This is a genomic window from Vibrio phycocola (genome assembly GCF_053850235.1).
Genome location: NZ_JBSQDJ010000006.1, coordinates 355,684 through 373,503, shown reverse-complemented (window position 1 = coordinate 373,503; position 17,820 = coordinate 355,684). Strand labels below are relative to the sequence as shown.

At 43.8% G+C, this 17,820-nt stretch carries 15 protein-coding genes; all 15 read right to left on the bottom strand.

Going from position 1 to position 17,820, the window contains the following annotated elements; genetic code table 11:
• Positions 1–33: 33 nt before the first annotated feature.
• Complete coding sequence (locus ACWU4D_RS10680; RefSeq protein ID WP_456051409.1) at positions 34–408, bottom strand: hypothetical protein; 375 nt, start codon at positions 406–408, stop codon at positions 34–36.
• Between the two features lie 251 nt (positions 409–659).
• Positions 660–1,808, bottom strand: coding sequence for a sirohydrochlorin chelatase (locus tag ACWU4D_RS10675; RefSeq protein WP_456051408.1), 1,149 nt, complete (start codon positions 1,806–1,808; stop codon positions 660–662).
• 85 nt (positions 1,809–1,893) lie between these two features.
• Entirely contained in the window at positions 1,894–2,553 is a 660-nt protein-coding gene (gene bluB / locus ACWU4D_RS10670; RefSeq protein ID WP_456051407.1) for a 5,6-dimethylbenzimidazole synthase, read from the bottom strand.
• Complete coding sequence (cobN, locus tag ACWU4D_RS10665; RefSeq protein WP_456051406.1) at positions 2,553–6,347, bottom strand: cobaltochelatase subunit CobN; 3,795 nt, start codon at positions 6,345–6,347, stop codon at positions 2,553–2,555. Before cobN ends, bluB begins: the two co-directional genes overlap by 1 nt.
• A 6-nt stretch (positions 6,348–6,353) precedes the next feature.
• Complete coding sequence (gene cobW, locus ACWU4D_RS10660; RefSeq protein ID WP_456051405.1) at positions 6,354–7,445, bottom strand: cobalamin biosynthesis protein CobW; 1,092 nt, start codon at positions 7,443–7,445, stop codon at positions 6,354–6,356.
• Positions 7,432–8,235 (bottom strand): precorrin-4 C(11)-methyltransferase, encoded by an 804-nt coding sequence (gene cobM, locus ACWU4D_RS10655; protein ID WP_456051404.1) that lies wholly within the window; start codon positions 8,233–8,235, stop codon positions 7,432–7,434. The genes cobW and cobM overlap by 14 nt, the downstream gene beginning before the upstream one ends.
• Before the next feature lie 123 nt (positions 8,236–8,358).
• Positions 8,359–9,144 carry a precorrin-3B C(17)-methyltransferase gene (cobJ, locus tag ACWU4D_RS10650; protein WP_456051403.1) on the bottom strand — a complete coding sequence of 262 codons (786 nt, stop codon included), beginning with the start codon at positions 9,142–9,144 and terminating at the stop codon, positions 8,359–8,361.
• Between the two features lie 8 nt (positions 9,145–9,152).
• Positions 9,153–9,986 (bottom strand): cobalt-precorrin 5A hydrolase, encoded by an 834-nt coding sequence (locus tag ACWU4D_RS10645; protein ID WP_456051402.1) that lies wholly within the window; start codon positions 9,984–9,986, stop codon positions 9,153–9,155.
• A complete protein-coding gene (gene cobI, locus ACWU4D_RS10640) occupies positions 9,983–10,726 on the bottom strand; it encodes a precorrin-2 C(20)-methyltransferase (RefSeq protein WP_456051401.1) in 744 nt (247 codons plus the stop codon). The genes ACWU4D_RS10645 and cobI overlap by 4 nt, the downstream gene beginning before the upstream one ends.
• A complete protein-coding gene (cbiE, locus tag ACWU4D_RS10635; RefSeq protein WP_456051400.1) occupies positions 10,719–12,026 on the bottom strand; it encodes a precorrin-6y C5,15-methyltransferase (decarboxylating) subunit CbiE in 1,308 nt (435 codons plus the stop codon). Before cbiE ends, cobI begins: the two co-directional genes overlap by 8 nt.
• Positions 12,026–12,667: a precorrin-8X methylmutase gene (locus ACWU4D_RS10630; RefSeq protein WP_456051399.1), complete on the bottom strand. Its 642-nt coding sequence runs from the start codon at positions 12,665–12,667 to the stop codon at positions 12,026–12,028. Before ACWU4D_RS10630 ends, cbiE begins: the two co-directional genes overlap by 1 nt.
• Positions 12,664–13,416 carry a precorrin-6A/cobalt-precorrin-6A reductase gene (locus tag ACWU4D_RS10625; protein WP_456051398.1) on the bottom strand — a complete coding sequence of 251 codons (753 nt, stop codon included), beginning with the start codon at positions 13,414–13,416 and terminating at the stop codon, positions 12,664–12,666. Before ACWU4D_RS10625 ends, ACWU4D_RS10630 begins: the two co-directional genes overlap by 4 nt.
• Positions 13,413–14,579 carry a cobalt-precorrin-5B (C(1))-methyltransferase gene (locus ACWU4D_RS10620; protein ID WP_456051397.1) on the bottom strand — a complete coding sequence of 389 codons (1,167 nt, stop codon included), beginning with the start codon at positions 14,577–14,579 and terminating at the stop codon, positions 13,413–13,415. Before ACWU4D_RS10620 ends, ACWU4D_RS10625 begins: the two co-directional genes overlap by 4 nt.
• A 5-nt stretch (positions 14,580–14,584) precedes the next feature.
• Complete coding sequence (locus ACWU4D_RS10615; protein ID WP_456051396.1) at positions 14,585–16,030, bottom strand: cobyrinate a,c-diamide synthase; 1,446 nt, start codon at positions 16,028–16,030, stop codon at positions 14,585–14,587.
• Positions 16,031–16,046: 16 nt separating this feature from the next.
• A complete protein-coding gene (locus ACWU4D_RS10610; protein WP_456051395.1) occupies positions 16,047–17,816 on the bottom strand; it encodes an ATP-binding protein in 1,770 nt (589 codons plus the stop codon).
• Positions 17,817–17,820 lie beyond the last annotated feature (4 nt).

Here is a 17,820-nt window from a genome sequence, read left to right as displayed (position 1 = left end):
ATGAGCACTACTGCCAATCCTTAATCTCTGGTATCAAACATTGTACCCCGAGGCGAGCAGCAGCTCTCTCTCATGTTTAAGGAGTGCTGCTCTGTCATCAATGATTTCTGAAAGCACTTGGCGTGGTGCCGCTGCTACCGATTTATATTCTTCAAACGAATCAACATCACTAATCTTCAAAAACAAACCACTGATATAATTGCGCGCATCGCAAGTGCTCTCTTGAGATTTAAAATACTCAACACCCTGAGCCGCTTCTCGTATTTCAACTAGTAATTCTTTAGGGCTACTTTCGCACGCAATGGCCGTATAGTTATCAAGCACACGCTTTGCAAATATCAATTCACTCAACGGAATATCGCGACCACTCTCAATCAACTCAAGACTCAAGGTTTTATTTGCGGACATTTTTTCCTCTAATACTTATTCATTTCATTAAGATGCAAGTTTATTTCAATAAGAGCTTTTGCGGAAGAATTTAGTGTGAGACCACTGACTACATTTTTTAAAATCTAAAGATTTAAAGAAAATGGTGAGCTATCCGAATGTTTTTCAGTTCTAGCATTCAGTAGTGGGCTCGATTTCAATGTGAGAAACTGAATACAACTAGATAGGCGACACCCGTAACCAAGTACCGCCCTCCGGAGCTTCACATCTTATTACCTATGTGCTAGCGGCTGACCTTGAACGCCATTTTCAATACGCTCACTTTCTTCATCGAGCAAGGACTGAGGGAACTGGCTCATAAAGCAATGGCAAATTCCTTCCCCAATCATCGTTCGTGGGCCAAGTGGGTGTGTAATATGCTTATAAACCCCATGGCTATGTGGCTCTGTATGAGCATGTTCATGTTGATGACTGTGCGAGTGGTCATGCGCGTGGCTGTGTGAATGGCCATGATGATGAGCAGGATGGTGTTGATGATCATGCGTCTCCGGATCTTTATATTCAGCATGGTGATGGTGCACATCCACCTCCCCTGCTGCTAATCGTCGTTTGAAGGTCGTCATTAAGTCTTCATCAACGACCTTATCATCCATGATATTACGTACACGTACTTCAAAAGCATCAATCACTTTTTTATGGTCGCGTAAATATGGCGTATTAATAAACTCAACATCTGGATTTTCACCTGCTACTTTATTGATGTACCCGGTAATTCGTTTAATTAATCGACCAGTAAACAGAAAATAAGGTGCAACCACAATACGTTTATATCCTAGCTTCAACAATTGTTCTAAGCCCACACCAACCGATGGATAAGTCACTCCTGAATACACGGTGTCAGCCCATCCAAAGCCCATATTTTCACTCACAATACGAGTTAATTTAGCGACTTCCGCATTGGCTTCTGTATCTGAGGTTCCGCGCCCCACCACCACTAACATGGTGTCGTACAAATCTGCTGGAGGGTTATCCGCATTGAGCCCTAAAGACTCATAAATACGCGCCTGAAAAGCATCAATCATGGGATCTTGCAAGCCTAGCTCTTTCCCATAAGTCACCGTTAAGCCTTCATTTTTTTCTTCATAAGTAGTCAACACTGAGGGAATATCATTTTTAGCATGCGTTGCGGCAAACAACATACCTGGCACCGCATAAATATGCTCAACACCCTGTTCAATTAAGCGATTTAATCCCATATGAATATTAGGTGCAGAATACTCTAAAAAGCCATACTCAATGGGGATCTCAGGAAAACGTTTTTTTAAGCCTTCGGCGACCAGTGAAAACTCGACTTCAGCGTCTTTATCTCGGCTACCATGGCCGCACACCATGATCCCTTTTTTAGTTGATTGTGTACTCATTTGATTCCTTTTTATAAATAATGAAATAGTTTAAAACAGTATCAAGCAATAACTTGCAGTATTCATATAAGCATGACGGTTTAACCTACTTACAATTCTTGTTGGGCCAATAGTTATCATATAAAAAAGATTCAATAGGCGCTGCCTGCGCCCAATTCTCTTCAATTAACATCGGCTTTTCATAAAACTTTTCAACATGGCCAATACATAAAATAGCGACTGGGCGACTATCTGCTGGCATGTTTAACAATTGTGCTAATGCAATCGGGTCAAACAAAGACACCCAACCCAAGCCAATTCCTTCAGCTCGAGCAGCTAACCACATATTTTGAATAGCACAGGATACTGAGGCGAGATCCATATCCGGCATCGAACGACGTCCAAAAATATGTTTTTCACGCCCTTCAGGTAAAGCTACTACGACCAGTTCAGCACACTCTAAAATGCCTTCTACCTTTAATTTTAAAAATTCACTTTTACGATCACCTAATAATTCAGCAGTCGTATTTCTCTCGCGCTCGACTAAGGCTTTTATTGCATTTTTTAAAATATCATCGGATATACGCAAAAAACGCCATGGCTGCATTAAACCAACACTTGGAGCTTGATTGGCAACGGTTAACAAACGCAATAACAAACCGGGCTCTAATGGTTGATTATTGAAATGGCGTATATCTCGACGCTCTTTGATCACTCGATAAACCGCATCTTTTTCAAGGTCGCTATAACTATGCTGGCTTTTCATTATTTACTCTCTTGCATTTCGTCGCAGTCCAACAAGAGATCTTGCAACTGCCGTTCATATTCATCACTGGCTTGCCATAGGCCACGCTGGGCTGCTTCCATTAAGCGCTCAGCCATCTCTTCCATAACTTGTGGGTTATTATCTTTTAAAAACTGCTGATTCTGTTCATCAAACAGCAATGCATCACACACTTGTTTATATTGATAGTCTGCAATTAAATCTGTCGTTGCATCATAGGCAAAGAGGTAATCCACAGTCGCCCCCATTTCAAAGGCACCTTTATAACCATGCTCTCGCATCGCTTCAATCCACTTTGGGTTTAATACGCGAGAACGCAATACACGGTTCAATTCTTCTTTCAACGTTCTAACAACTGGCTGATGTGGGTTACTGTTATCACCATGATAAATACTCGGTGCACGACCAGAATACACAGCCGTGGCATTACTCATTCCGCCTTGAAATTGGTAATAGTCATCGGAATCAAGTAAGTCATGCTCGCGATTATCTTGATTTTGCACAACAACTTGCAGATGACTTAGCTGATGTAAAAAAGCCTCTTTTGCATCCACGCCATCCCCTGCTTTGTTGCCATATGCATACCCACCCCAGTTTAAATAGGCTTCAGCTAAATCACTTTTTTGCTCCCAACAACGCTCATCAATTAAGCCTTGTAAGCCTGCTCCATAAGCACCGGGTTTAGATCCAAAGACACGATAACTGGCCTGCCGCTTAGCTTGTTGAACCGTCATGCCATCCGCGATAAGTTGTGCTTCTCGCTGCTCAATATTTTGCTGAATCACATTCCCATTACCTGGCTCTCGTAGTTCTCTGATTGCCAACACCGCCGCATCAAACAGAGCCATAACATTCGCAAAAGCATCACGAAAAAAGCCAGATACTCGCAATGTCACATCGATACGCGGACGATTAAGTAATTGAAAAGGTATCACCTCAAAATCGACCACGCGATGACTACCTTGAGCCCAAATCGGTTTAACGCCCATTAAGGCGAAGGCTTGTGCAATATCGTCACCACCCGTGCGCATGGTTGCCGTCCCCCAAACCGATAAACCTAATTGCTGAGGGTATTCGCCATGTTCTTGCAAATGACGATGAAGTAAGGCTTGTGCTGATTTTTGGCCAAGCTCCCAGGCCGTTTTAGTTGGGATTGCCCGGTTATCAACAGAATAAAAGTTACGCCCAGTTGGTAATGTGTCTAAGCGGCCACGAGTTGGTGCACCACTTGGACCGGCCTCAATAAATTTAGCCGATAACCCATCAACGATAGCTTGCAATTCATTATCAACACTCGTTTTTAATGCGCTATGAATATGCTGCTGTGCATAACGTAACAGTGCACAAGTGGCAGGATAAAGCGCAAGTGCATCTAAATTTTGTGCATCTAATAGGTACTCTGTTACCCAGCGTAACGCCAATAATTCTAAGCGTTCACGTGTATCTGCTTGGCTACGCCACAGCGTGTCGCTAACAGCGGCTAATAATGGCGGCTTATCACCTTGCCATGGTCTCCGATCGGCTTGTAATGGGTCAAACAACTGACCATCAACAGTCAATGCAAAATCAGCAACTAAACAATGTAATATACCCTGATTTTGAGGGCCTTCACCTCGCGGTAAACGTAATAATGCAACCAGCGTATTGGCGACCTTATGCGCATCAGGTAACTGGCCAAAGATATGCAAACCATGACGAATTTGCGCTTCTTTAATGTCACAAAGGTAAGTGTCTAACTCTTCTAATACTTGCTCGTCATCTTCGAGTGCAGCTTGATTTAATTCTTCTACAATATGTGTCTGCTGCACTTTTTCTAAAATTTGCTCACGTAACCAAGACTCTCGTCGTGTATCTAACCCTTGAGCTTGATAATACTCATCCACCAGTCCTTCTAGCTCGGCTAATTCTCCATAGCTTTCGGCTCTTGCCATCGGCGGCATTAAGTGATCAATAATCACCGCTTGGGTACGTCTTTTTGCCTGCGCCCCTTCCCCGGGGTCATTAACAATAAAAGGGTAAAAATGAGGCATCGCACCTAACACGGCATCGGGCCAACATTCATTCGATAAGGCTAACCCTTTGCCTGGTAACCATTCCAAATTACCATGCTTGCCGACATGAATAATCGCATTTACTTGGTAGGTCACTCGTAACCAAAAGTAAAACGCTAAATAATGATGAGGTGGCACGAGATCAGGGTCATGATAATTAGCGAGCAAATCAATATTAAAACCACGCGCGGGTTGAATCCCAACAAAGGTTTCACCTAGGCGTATTCCAGATATCATTAACCGCTCATTGCGGCACTTAATATCCTCTTCTGGTTGTCCCCACCGCGTATTGATCGCTTGCTGACTTTGCTCCGGTAATGTTGCAAATAATTGTTTGTACTCTGCTAAGGATAAACTCTGCCAACAAGGCAAATGATGTAAGGTATTTGGGTTATTGGTCACTGCTTCTAATAATGATTCAATTAATGCATTACCATTCTCAGGAATATCTTCAACTGGATACCCCGCCGCTTGTAAACGACGTAAAATATTAATCGTTGATTGAGGCGTATCTAACCCAACGCCATTACCAATGCGTCCATCTTTGGTTGGATAATTCGCTAAGACCAGCGCAATACGTTTTTTATTATTATCCAGCGTTGATAGTTGCAGGTATTTTTTAGCAAGCTCAATCACAAACAGCGCACGCTCATGATGTAATTGATACTGTACTAGTGATATCTGAGTTGCTTGATCAAAGAACGCCTCGCTTTTAAAGCTAATTGCCCGCGTTAAGACCTTTCCATCCATTTCAGGTAATACCACTTGCATCGCAATATCACGACTACGTAAACCTTGTTTATATTCTCGCCAATCGTCCAAAGTGCTACTCGACAGCACCACTTGTAAAATAGGGATATCAACTGTAAATAAGCGTTTAAAACTATTTGGCTCCGAACTTAAGTCTGGAGTGCTGACGGTGTTGGCAGCAAAACCGGTGGTATTCAATATTAAACGACAATCAAACTCTGTTAACAGCTGATTCACAACCAACATCGCTTGCGCATCTTTTAATGAGCTAATCACAATGGGTAACGGGTTAATACCATTTTCAGACATTAAATCAATCAACTGATCAAACATCTCGCAGTTCGCAGATTGCAAATGGCTACGATAAAAAATCAGCGCCACTGTTTTTTGCTGAGATTGCCACTTTTGCATGACCAGCTGTTGATTATAAAACTGAGCTTGTGCTAAAAACGTGGGGGCTTGGCATGTGACGTCGAGAGAAAAAAACAACTTATTTAAATAATTGAAAAGTTGCACACTGTTTTCAATACCACCCCCACGAAAATAACGCCATACCGTATGCTGGACGACTTCAGAAACGTTCGATAACTCTGTTAACTCAGGGTCAACATTATCATCACCGGGAACCAATATAAGCGTTCTTTCCGGCTTCTCGGTTGACCAACGCAACAACCCTTCAACGCCGTATTTCCAATACGCTTTGCCACCTAATAGCGAGACGACAACTACTTTCGCCTGCTCAAGCACCTTACTTTCATAAAGGTCAAAAGCAGCAGGCTTTAGTAAATGTGTCCAATTAGCCAAACGTGTTTCAGCCAAGCCCGGTGTTTGCTTAGCTTGTTGAAAACCCACTGACAAGGCTGTCAATTGACTATCGGCTGCACTAAGCACAACGAGTGGTGCGGGCGATTGCGCTAAATCGACAATCCCCTCTTCTTCAACAAACCCGCCTGGCTGTGCTGCTAATAGATGCATTGCCGATTAAACCTCAGCCGTTTTCAAAATGCGTAATACTGCTGCTTCATCTAAGCCTTTACCAATTAAGACTAATTGTGTGCAAGGGGTTTCTGAAGCGTCCCATAATCTATCAAAGTGTACATCTAAACGCTTGCCTACGGCTTGTAACACTTGGCGCATCGGCTTATTTTCTACTGCCGCAAACCCTTTTACACGGAACAAGTTAAAGGTATTCAGTAGCTCCGTGACACTGCCTTTTAATTTTTCTGCATCGACCTTGCCTAAACTGACAACTATCGAGTCAAAGTGGTCATGAGCATGATCATGGTGTTCGCCATGTGCATGGTGATGATCATGATGATTATGCACTTGCTCGATGTTTTTTTCAGAGGCGGCATTGATGCCAATCAGTACCTCTATTGGCACATCACCATGATTGATATATGCGGTTTTTACCGAGTCGGGTAAACGCTTTTCAATAACCGATTTCACGGTTTTCTGGGCATCTTGATCTAACAAGTCACTTTTACTCACGACCACTAAATCAGCTGAATTTAATTGATCATCTAATAGCTCTTGTAAGCTTGGATCATGATCTAAGCTATCATCGAGCGCGCGCTGTGCCTTCACCTTCTCTTCATCTGCAGCAAATCGCCCTGCAGCAATCGCTGGTCCATCAACGACCGTGATGACTGCATCAACTGTGCAATGCTCTTTAATACCCGGCCAATTAAACGCTTGTACTAATGGCTTTGGTAAAGCAAGTCCTGATGTCTCGATCAAGATATGATCTATCTGATCACGGCGCTCAACCAATTTTTCCATCACTGGTAAAAATTCTTCTTCTACGGTACAACAAATGCAGCCATTCGCTAATTCATATATTCCATCATCTCCACCAATGAGCTCTGCTGTTTCATCTTCACATTCGAGTGGACAGCTACGCAGTAATTCAGAATCAATATCTAGCTCGCCAAATTCATTCATAATCACAGCAATACGCTTGCCTTTGGCTTTTTTAAGTAAATTAGCCAATAAGGTCGTTTTACCACTACCCAGAAAACCAGTTACTACGGTCGTCGGAATTTTATTTAATAAGAGATTACTTGCTGACATTATGTTCCTCTAACTCTTCAAGGGTGAGCTCGCCTTTACGACGGCGAAAAATATTGGGCTTATCTTTATGGTAAAGATAAGAATCATTAAAATTGTCTGTATCTAACACGTGCCCAACTAAAATAAGTGCGGTAAGTTTAAAACCTTTCGCTTCTACTTTTTCAGCAATATCCCCTAAGGTTCCAGTGACCTTATCTTGATCCGGCCATGAGCTTCGATAACACACCGCTACAGGGCAATCTTCACCATAGTGAGGAAGGAGTTCCGCGACAATTTTTCGTATTTTAGTGACCCCTAGATGGATCGCAAGGGTGGCACCACTTTGTGCTAATTGTGGTAAACGCTCACGCTCTGGGAATGGAGTTTTACCTTCATAGCGCGTCATAATCACAGTTTGTGACACACCAGAAAGTGTTAGTTCTTTGCCGAGATAGGCGGCAGATGCTGCCATTGCACTGACACCTGGTATCACTTGATAATCAATATTGTGTTTTTCAAGACGACGGATTTGCTCCGCAATTGCACCATATAATGCGGGATCACCGCATTGCAAACGCGCCACATCTTTTCCGGCGTTGGCCGCTTCCACAAAGTAAGCTTCCATTTCATCAAGGTTAATTTTGGCAGTATCAACAATCAATTCTGCACTTTCCTCGACATCTTGTAACAATTGCCGTGGAATCAATGATCCTGCATATAACACAACTGGACATTGCTTAAGTATTCGTGCACCTTTAATCGTCATAAGTTCAGGATCACCTGGCCCTGCACCAATAAAATAAACGGTCATGTTTCATTCCTTAACACTATTTGTATTCTGCCTATTACGCTAAAGCTGCGTATTTCAGCCAGGCTCAACATTTATGCAAAACCATGCTCACCCTCTCCATACAAGGGTAAATTGGGCAACAGTCTATAGTTTCTTTTTATAACCTCGTGGCGTGTATACCCACTCTTTTTGGCCATTAACAATATGCCTTGATTCGCTGTTACCTACGCTCACCAAAGTGAACATATCAACGTCTTTCGCATCTAATTCATCTAAACGGATGATACGAATACTTTCATCTTCTCGAGTAAGTTGCCTTCCTAATAACACGGGAGTAGAAGCTGGGCGATATTGTAATAACACATCTCGGGCATGGTTTAATTGCCAATCGCGCTTTTTAGATACCGGATTGTAAAAAGAGATAACAAAGTCCCCTTCTCCTGCGCTATGAATGCGTTTATCAATTGTTTCCCACGGCGTTAATAGATCGGATAAGCTAATCGTACAAAAGTCATGCCCAAGCATCGCGCCAACACAACTTGCTCCCGCCTGCATCGCCGAGATTCCCGGTATTACTTGAATTTCAACCTCTAACCATTCAGGGTTCTGTTGATCGCCCTCAAGTTGTCTATCAAGTAATTCAAAAACCAATGTTGCCATCGCATAAATGCCAATATCACCACTTGAAATAAGCGATGTTGTTTTACCGCTGGCAGCTAAATCGAGTGCTAATCGTGCTCGCGCAATCTCTTCCCCTAAAGGTAAATCATGGTGTACCTTGTTATTACAAGGTGCCCCTAATAAGTCCAAATAAAGCCCATAAGCGACTAGATCCGTACTTTCCTCAATCGCTTGTAATGCTTTTGGCGTGACTAACTGCGCATCACCCGGCCCCATGCCAACAATAAAAAGTTGTTTTTTACTATTCATTTCATTCCTTACTTTATGTGACTATTTTGACCGGACTCGGTGCACTCAATAGCACAGCTTTTATTGGCCTTATGGTAACTTCTCGCAATAGAGCATGTTGCCTGTCTATTTTTATGCTTATTCAGTAATAACTCACTGCCATTATCGGTATATTGTTGAGCTTGATATAACGCCGCCGATTCTGCCACACCATACACGCCAACGGTCTTCAATATATAATCCGATTTTGTCGATAACCGCTCTTCCATCTCACTTAACTGTGCGGCACTAAACGTCAGATACGGCTTACCTAATGTTGTAGCCAGTGACATTAAGCCCACTTCATCGGCTTTAATATCAATGCTACAAATGGCACTCACATCCTCAAAGGTCAATCCGGCTTTAATTAAACATGCTTCCAGTAATGACGCTAACACCGCTTCTGGACAGTCACGCTCACACCCCATGCCCACTACATAGACCGGCTTGATATAACTGTTCGCCGTGGTGATCACTACCTGATTATTCAACTGTTCAGAGACTTGCCGCGCTAGCTCATTCGCGCCACCTTCATGCCCTGAAAGTAATGGGATCACGAATTCACCTTTTTCATCCAACACGAGTACGGCGGGGTCAGAATATTTATCATTCAGCACTGGCGCTAAGGTGCGCACTACAATCCCCGTGGCACAAATAAAGATAAGCTGCTGACCTTGCATAAAGCACTCTTGCACAACCTTGGTAAAAGGAGTGGGTTTAAAACAGATACTCACCGGCCCAGAGAGTGACGTTTGCATCAAGCTGTGCTTTAAACGCCGTGCCAGCTGCAAACCAGTGTCGGTCAAACACACAATCGTAATCATTCGCAAGGCTCATCACGTGTTATAACAAACAATGAAAAATAAGGACCCGCTTGATCGGCTAGCTGGGATAAGTCACTCACCACCTGTTGATTATCACGGCTGATATACTCTAAATACTGCGCGTCATCAAAGCGATTGGTTTCTTTTAACAGGGTTAATATGCGCGCTCTCTCTTGTCCTGCTTTCATGATAACCACCGCATCATGTTCACATAATGCCGCTTTAATTTTTTGATCACTGTGGCGCCCTGTGACCACGGCAAATGATTGCTTAAGCACTGTCAACGGTTGCTTTAATTCAGCGGTTGCGGCAACAAATGCGGGAATACCGGGGATCACTTGAGAAGTGTACTGGCTATCTAAACGAGCTAATAAATAAGTAAATGAGCCAAAAAAGAGTGGATCACCCTCACATAAAAACACCACTTTCTTACCTGTTTGCAGTTGCTCATGTATTTTTGATATGGCCTTATCATAAGCAGCATTCGCCGCGGCTCTATCACGAGACATCACAAAATGTATTCCTAAATGAGATTGTGTTTTACGTGGTGCTTTAAATGCTTCAGCGGCAATCGACAATGCATGTGACTGCCCTGATTCGTTTTCTAAATAACAAACAACATCTGCATCTTGAATTGCACGAAATGCTTTTAAAGTTAATAATTCGGGATCACCAGGTCCAACACCTACGCCAATAAATTGCCCAATACGTGGCGAGCTTTCAGAACATGCCTTATTCACTTTCACTTCCTTTGTTACATGGTTTTAGGTTGCACTTCGTAAAGCTAAATAAACTAACGGGCAATGCTGGCTGATAAGCCAATTGTTCCGCCAGACTTCTGCTCTTGCTTACTGCGATTTGTAACGTTTCTAATTCACTATCGTGTTGATTTTCGCGTTGCTCATAAAAGGCTAAGCATTGTGACTTGGTTTTTTCCATCACTGCAGATACTAGGATTTGCCCACCAGCAGGCAATTGCTGCCAAAGTGTCTCAAGTAAATGAGGAAGTTCGCCATCACTGCCACCAATAAATATTTTGTTAGCAGCAGGTAATGAGGTCAGTGCATTAGGTGCACGCCCCCACGTCGGATACAAGTTACTCACCACACCAAATTTTTGTTGGTTGTGAATTAAACAATCAAAGCGTGCTTGATGGTGCTCAATGGCATAAATCGATGCCTTTGGCTGCCAATATGCCAACTCAACTGACACCCCGCCACAACCTGCTCCAATATCCCAAATCACATCGTCATTAGCGGGTTGGAGCAATGACAAAATCGCTAAACGCACTTCGCGCTTGCTGATCATTCCTTTACTGCCCAACTCACCTGTTTCAAAATCGGTATCCTTAATACCAGGAAACTCGGGTAAGTAACCGCCATTTCGTCCACATTCAATAAACGACACATGCAATGCGTCAAACTGCCATTCGCCACTCAGTAATGCTTCAACAGTAAAGTGAGTAATCTTTTGATCGCTATAGCCTAAACGTTCTGCGACAATAATCCTCGCATCCGTAAACCCCGTTTGTAGACAAATCTCAGCAATATGTTGAGGCTGGCTATGCTTATCGGTAAGCACTAATAAGGTACGCTGTGCTTTTAAAGCTTGCTTTAATTTTGCTAGCGGGCGGCCATGTAAACTCAACACAACAATATCTTGCTGAGCGACACCTAAACAGTGGCAAGCCTGTGTGATGCTCGAAACAGCAGGGAAAAATTGCACCTGTGCGTCATCGCAATGCTTAGTAATCCAGCTACCTATGCCATAAAAGAGTGGGTCGCCAGATCCTAAAACAACGACTGGCTGAGCACGTACAATTAACGATTTTAACGCAGCTAGTTTTGGCATTAGCGCCACTTTGGAATGATAAGCATCATCACTAAGGTGGGCTTTAATGGTCAATAATTGCCGTTCCGAGCCAATAATTAATTGCGCAGATTGTAAAGCTGCCAATGCCTCTTGGGTTAACAGTGCGGTTTCAGCCACCCCCAATCCAACCACGCTAATAGTACGAGGATTTGTTATGTTTTCTGACATTAGTAGAATTCACCATTGATACAGCGTAGCAAGGCGTTACAGGTCGCACTAGAAACCGCACTGCCGCCTTCTTTACCGAGTAAGGTAATGCATTCGATCCCCAATGCTTGATGATGCTCCCATAACGCTTGTTTTGACTCAGCCGCCCCAACAAACCCAACAGGCATGCCAATCACTAGCGCAGGTTTAGGCGCCCCTTCAGCGATCATTTCCAATAATCGAAATAGTGCAGTCGGTGCATTACCTATCACTACAATACTGCCTGCTAAATAGGGTAACCAATCCGCTAATGCGGCCATCGTTCGCGTTTCTCCTGTCGCTTTGGCCCGAGCTGGCACACCTTGAGCATTTAAAAAGCACAACGGTTCGGTTTTAATCATGCGCTTGGTAATACCCTGCTTGACCATTTCCACATCACATAAAATTGCCGCTCCGTTTTGTAACGCTTTTATCCCCGACTGGCACGCCTGTTCGCTTAATTTGACATGTTCCGCGACGGCTGGAATACCAATGCTATGTACGATACGCATCACCACTTGCTGTGCTTCTATCGATAAATGATCAAGTTCTGTTAACGCCCGTATTTGGCGAAAACTTTCTTGCTCTATCAAGGCGGGATCGTGGATATACTGAAACTTCATGTTATTTTCTCTTGCTTTGCCAAGTCACTTAATAACGCAACACAACTTGATCTATTATCAACCTGATAAGTTAATGGCTTAAGCTGTGGGCGTTGAAATTGATAAACGGGGATAGCAGCTTGCGCAGCGGCTTGAATTTTTGCGTAAGTCGCTTCACCTCCGCTATTTTTACTAATGATCACATCGATATGATGATCCACCAGCAACGCTTTTTCTTGTGCCAATAAGAAAGGCCCTATCGCCTTTAACCAAGTGACGTTCTCTGGTAGCGTCACTTTCGCTGGCATTGCCGTCCGCAACACAATATGTCGTGCTTTTTTGGCTAAAGCATCAATGACTGATTGACTGATTTGTCCTGCGGTAACAAAAACACACTGATGACTTGCGATTTGTGATATCACCTCTGACCATTGGCTTATTTCAATCCAATGATCTTGCTCTGTTTTGGGCCAAGGCAAACGATGAAAGCGAATGGCGGGAATAGAGAGGTCCTCACTCACCTGTGCAATACGGTTGCTCATTTGTTGCGCAAAAGGGTGCGTTGCATCTACAACATGACTAATGCCCTGATCGTGAAGATAACGCGCTAAGCCACCAAACTGGGTAAACCCGCCACTAATAACAGCACACGGCACCGTTGCTTTGCGAACAAGGCCGGCAATACTGTATACAACATCAACCCCTTGTTCGTGCAATGTTGTAGCTAATTTACGGCCATCTGCCGTCCCGCCAACAATTAACACTTTCATTGTGCTATCTCTCGCCTTTGATTGATCGCGGCTAACTGTTCTGATGTGGCACCATTGCTATTGGCGACAAACTTGCCTTTTCTATCCACGGCCCAGATTTCAACCTCTATCGACTCGTGAACAATATCGGTGGCAACAGTGAGTGCGCGTTGACAAATCTCTGCCGCAATATCAATTTCAAGGGCTTGGCATTGATTAAGCACTTCGATAGTTGTATTGGCAGCGAGGATCTGCTGTTGTACTTTTTCACTCGCACCTAATGATTGTGCAATGCTGGCAAGCTGGTGAAAATCGATACTGGATTGGCGACTATTGAGATCTAAGTGACCATTCGCTAATTTGGTTAACTTTCCAAAGCCTGCGCTGATACTGAGCTTAGTAATGCGATAACCTGTTTGTGCTTGTTTTTTTTCACGACGCAGGTATTTCAACATTGCCCCAACAAAGTCGCCCATTTCTATCAAGCTCATGTCATCCATCCCATAATGCGCTTTAATTGCACGTTCACTAGCATTCCCCGTCGAGGCCGCTATGTGTATCACACCGTTGGCACGCGCCACATCAATACCTTGATGAATTGATGCGATATAAGCTGCACAGGAAAAAGGACGAACAATCCCCGTTGTCCCTAAAATAGATAGCCCACCGATAATACCTAGCCGCCCATTCATGGTGTGTTGGGCAATTTTCTCACCATTTTCCACTCCAACCGCAACTTCAAAACCACCTTGGTATTGATAAGTAAGAGCATAATGTTGCAGGTGGCTTATCATCATTTTACGTGGAACAGGGTTAATGGCTGGCTCTCCTACTGTTAGAACTAAGCCTTCTCGTGTAACCGTACCGACTCCGTGTGCCGCTTTAAAGGTGATGCCGGGCTGAGTAGTTAAGCGCAATTCCACAAAAACGGTGGCGCCGTGTGTTGCATCAGGATCATCGCCTGCATCTTTAACTGTTGCGGTGCGTACTCCGCCATCAATCCCCTGATAACTGATAATATCTAAATTTACTTTTTCACCACGAGGTAGAGTAATTTCAACGAATTCGGGTTGTTTATTTGCCAATAACGAACGCAGCGCAGCAACACAGCAAGCAGTAGCACAACTTCCTGTGGTTAAGCCATTACGTAATGGCTGAGCTGTTTCACTCGATTCTGGCCACATCGTAATTAGTTGCCTTTTGGATTAATACTGTTTGGCTGATTCGTAACCACAGCATGTTGATCATTTTCCCAAGCATCAAGCATCTCTTTATCTGCTTGTTGCAAGTGACCACAAAAAATATCTGCAATCAGGCGCGGGTTGGATGGAAAAAATAGATGCAGATAACTGGCGGTTAAATTTTTATGACGATAAATCGCCTCTCCCGGTGCAGGATGACGTTGCCGTTGACCATAACCTATAGGCTGCATATTCATGATTGCACGTGAGCGGTGATGCGCATGCCCATGGATCTCTCCTTCGGGTAATATCGCTTTTTGCATGCCTTGGCAGCCACGTTTACCTGACATACTGCCGTAACCATTTAGTAGCCCCAACATAGTATGTTGCTGTTCTTGCAAATCCAGCAACGAATCCAAACAATATAGGAAACCACCACACTCTGCTAACACTGGTTTGTTCGCATTAAAAAAGTCATTAATTTGCTTATGCAATACACTGTTGTCCGCCAAGGTTTGTGCATATAATTCAGGGTAACCACCCGGTAACCACAATGCATCAGCTTGCGGTAGTTGCGTATCTTTCAAAGGAGAAAAATAGCGAAGCTTTGCTCCCATCTCTTCTAATAAGCGCGTATTAGCCTGATAAATAAAGCTAAATGCACTGTCACGAGCCACAGCAATGTTTTTTCCAACCAATAAAGCTTCAACAGTGGGCGTTTGTACACTATAAAAATCAACTTCCGGCGGTAAGGTTAGCAATCGACTGGCTTCACTCTTGTTTCCTTGCGCTCGATCTTGCCCTTCTAGCAACCACTGACAACCTAACGTAAACTTTTCTTCTAACTGCTCACTGACTTCACTGGCTTGCACTAAGCCTAAATGCCGCTCTGGTAATGCAATGTTTGGATCTTTTTTAAGGCAAGCAAGTAACGGCAATTTATCTGCCAGTGCGTCACTTATTAGTTGGGCATGACGCGCTGTACTACAGTTATTAGCAATTAGCCCGTAACATTGATAATCATCTCGAAAATTAGCTAGCCCTATCGCCACTGCCGCAGCCGTTTGCGCCATCCCTTTCACATCCATGACAATGGCAATCGGAATATTAAAACGCGCGGCTAAATCGGCACTGGACGGCTCGCCATCAAACAACCCCATCGCCCCTTCGACTAAGATGAGATCCGCTTGCTGAGCTGCTTGATACAATTTTTGTTGGCAATAAGCTTCCCCGGCCATCCACATATCCAACTGCTCAACATGCCCCTTTGAAGCTTGTGCAAGAATTTGCGGATCTAAATAATCAGGACCTGTTTTAAACACTCGGACGACTTTGCCTTGGGAGGTAAAATAGCGTGCAATAGCCGCAGTGATAGTGGTTTTACCCTGACCAGATGCTGGGGCCGCTAAAAATAAGGCTGGGCATGAGGCTGTTTGAGTTACGTGATTATTCATCAATATATTCCCTACTTTATCCATTCATGGCGACATATTCAGCTGCTAGCTGCTGCGCCAAAACGGGCCCTCTCCCTCGCTTTACCACTGACTTTTCAATATCAACCAGTAACGTGGGAACATTAAGCTTTAAATCATGAATGTCTGCGCGAGTTCGCCCATCAGTAATCAAATAACAAAAAAATGAAATGCCCGGATAACGCAATCCAAGTTGTTGAATAGTCAGCGCGGCTTTTTCTAGCATTAAGCGAAATGGTGTTCCTCCCATGGCACTAATATCATTGAGTAAATGATCCACCGATTTAGGCGCTCGTCGATCTTTCATCAGAACTTCAACTTGCTCATTACCAAACCCTAGCAAGGTAACTTTGTCACGCTGTAAATAGGCATTCTCGGTGATTTTTTTGACCACTGATTTTGCAAACCCTGACAAGCTATCGGTTAACGTTGATGCGGAAGTATCTAATAAAATCAAATGCATTTTCTGACCGCCCTTCTTGTCTTTTTTGAACACCCAACGTTGTGGCGGCCAATGATCTAAACTGTTAGCCAAAGTTGAAAACCAATTTGGTTTTTGACTATCTTGATGAGCACGTTGCAACCCTCGACTGTTTTGCCCTTTATGTTGGCTTATCTCGTGACGCCTTGCTAACGAAGCATTCTTTGCTAGAGCATGATCAAGCGCAGATGGCAGTTCAATCGCAGAAGAGTTTGCTACTGTTTGGCTCTCAGCAGACTGCATCGACATCGCTCCCCAATCACCCGAGGCACCTGAGGTGTGATGTGGTTGCTCATTATCTTGTTCATCCTCAAGCTCATTGCGCTCTTGGGGACGTGAAAAAGGACTTTGTTGCTGATCAGACGGTTTATTATTATGGCCTGATGAGCCATTCCCCTTAGCTGGTGGGGTCATATTTTGCATCCGGTGTAATAACACCAAAGGGGCAACCTGCTCAATATCTTCCATTGTAACGGCATTTCGACCACACCACGCTGCATGCGTTAAGCTGGCACGGTGCATAATGATATCAGCACGTAAACCATCCACATGAGCTGACTGACAACGTGTCGCAATCTCGGTAAAACAAGCATCATCACAGGTTACCTGTGCTAATAACGTCTGAGCATCGCTAATTTGCTGTTGCAACTGAGCTTGCTGTTCATGGTACGCTTGGCAAAAGCCATCACTATCCTGTTCAAAGTGCTGTCGCGCCTTCATGATATTAATGCGCTCTTCAACACTGTATTGGTTATCCAACTCCACCATTAACCCAAATCGGTCTTGCAGTTGTGGACGAAGCTCGCCTTCATCAGGATTCATGGTACCAATCAACGTAAACCGAGCCGCATGCTGGTGGCTGATACCATCGCGTTCAATAATATTCACACCACTACTGGCCACATCTAATAGCTGATCAACAAGGTGATCTGGTAATAGGTTAACTTCATCCACATACAATACGCCCTGGTGGGCTTTTTGTAGTAACCCAGGATTAAACTTTACTGCGCGATCTTGTAGAGCGTGATCCAAATCCAATGTACCAATCAGCATTTCCTCGCTAGCCCCTAAGGGTAACGATACAAATTGCGCGGCATTATCGACTGTATTCGGCAGTAAATCGGTAACGGCTTTCGCTAACGTTGATTTAGCACAGCCACGTGGACCGGATATAAGCACCCCACCAATGGCAGGATTAACCGTTGTTAATAACAGTGCTAATTTAAACAACGCTTGTCCTTGCACTGCACTAAAAGGAAAAATATGTGGGGTTACTTGATGACTCATTGTG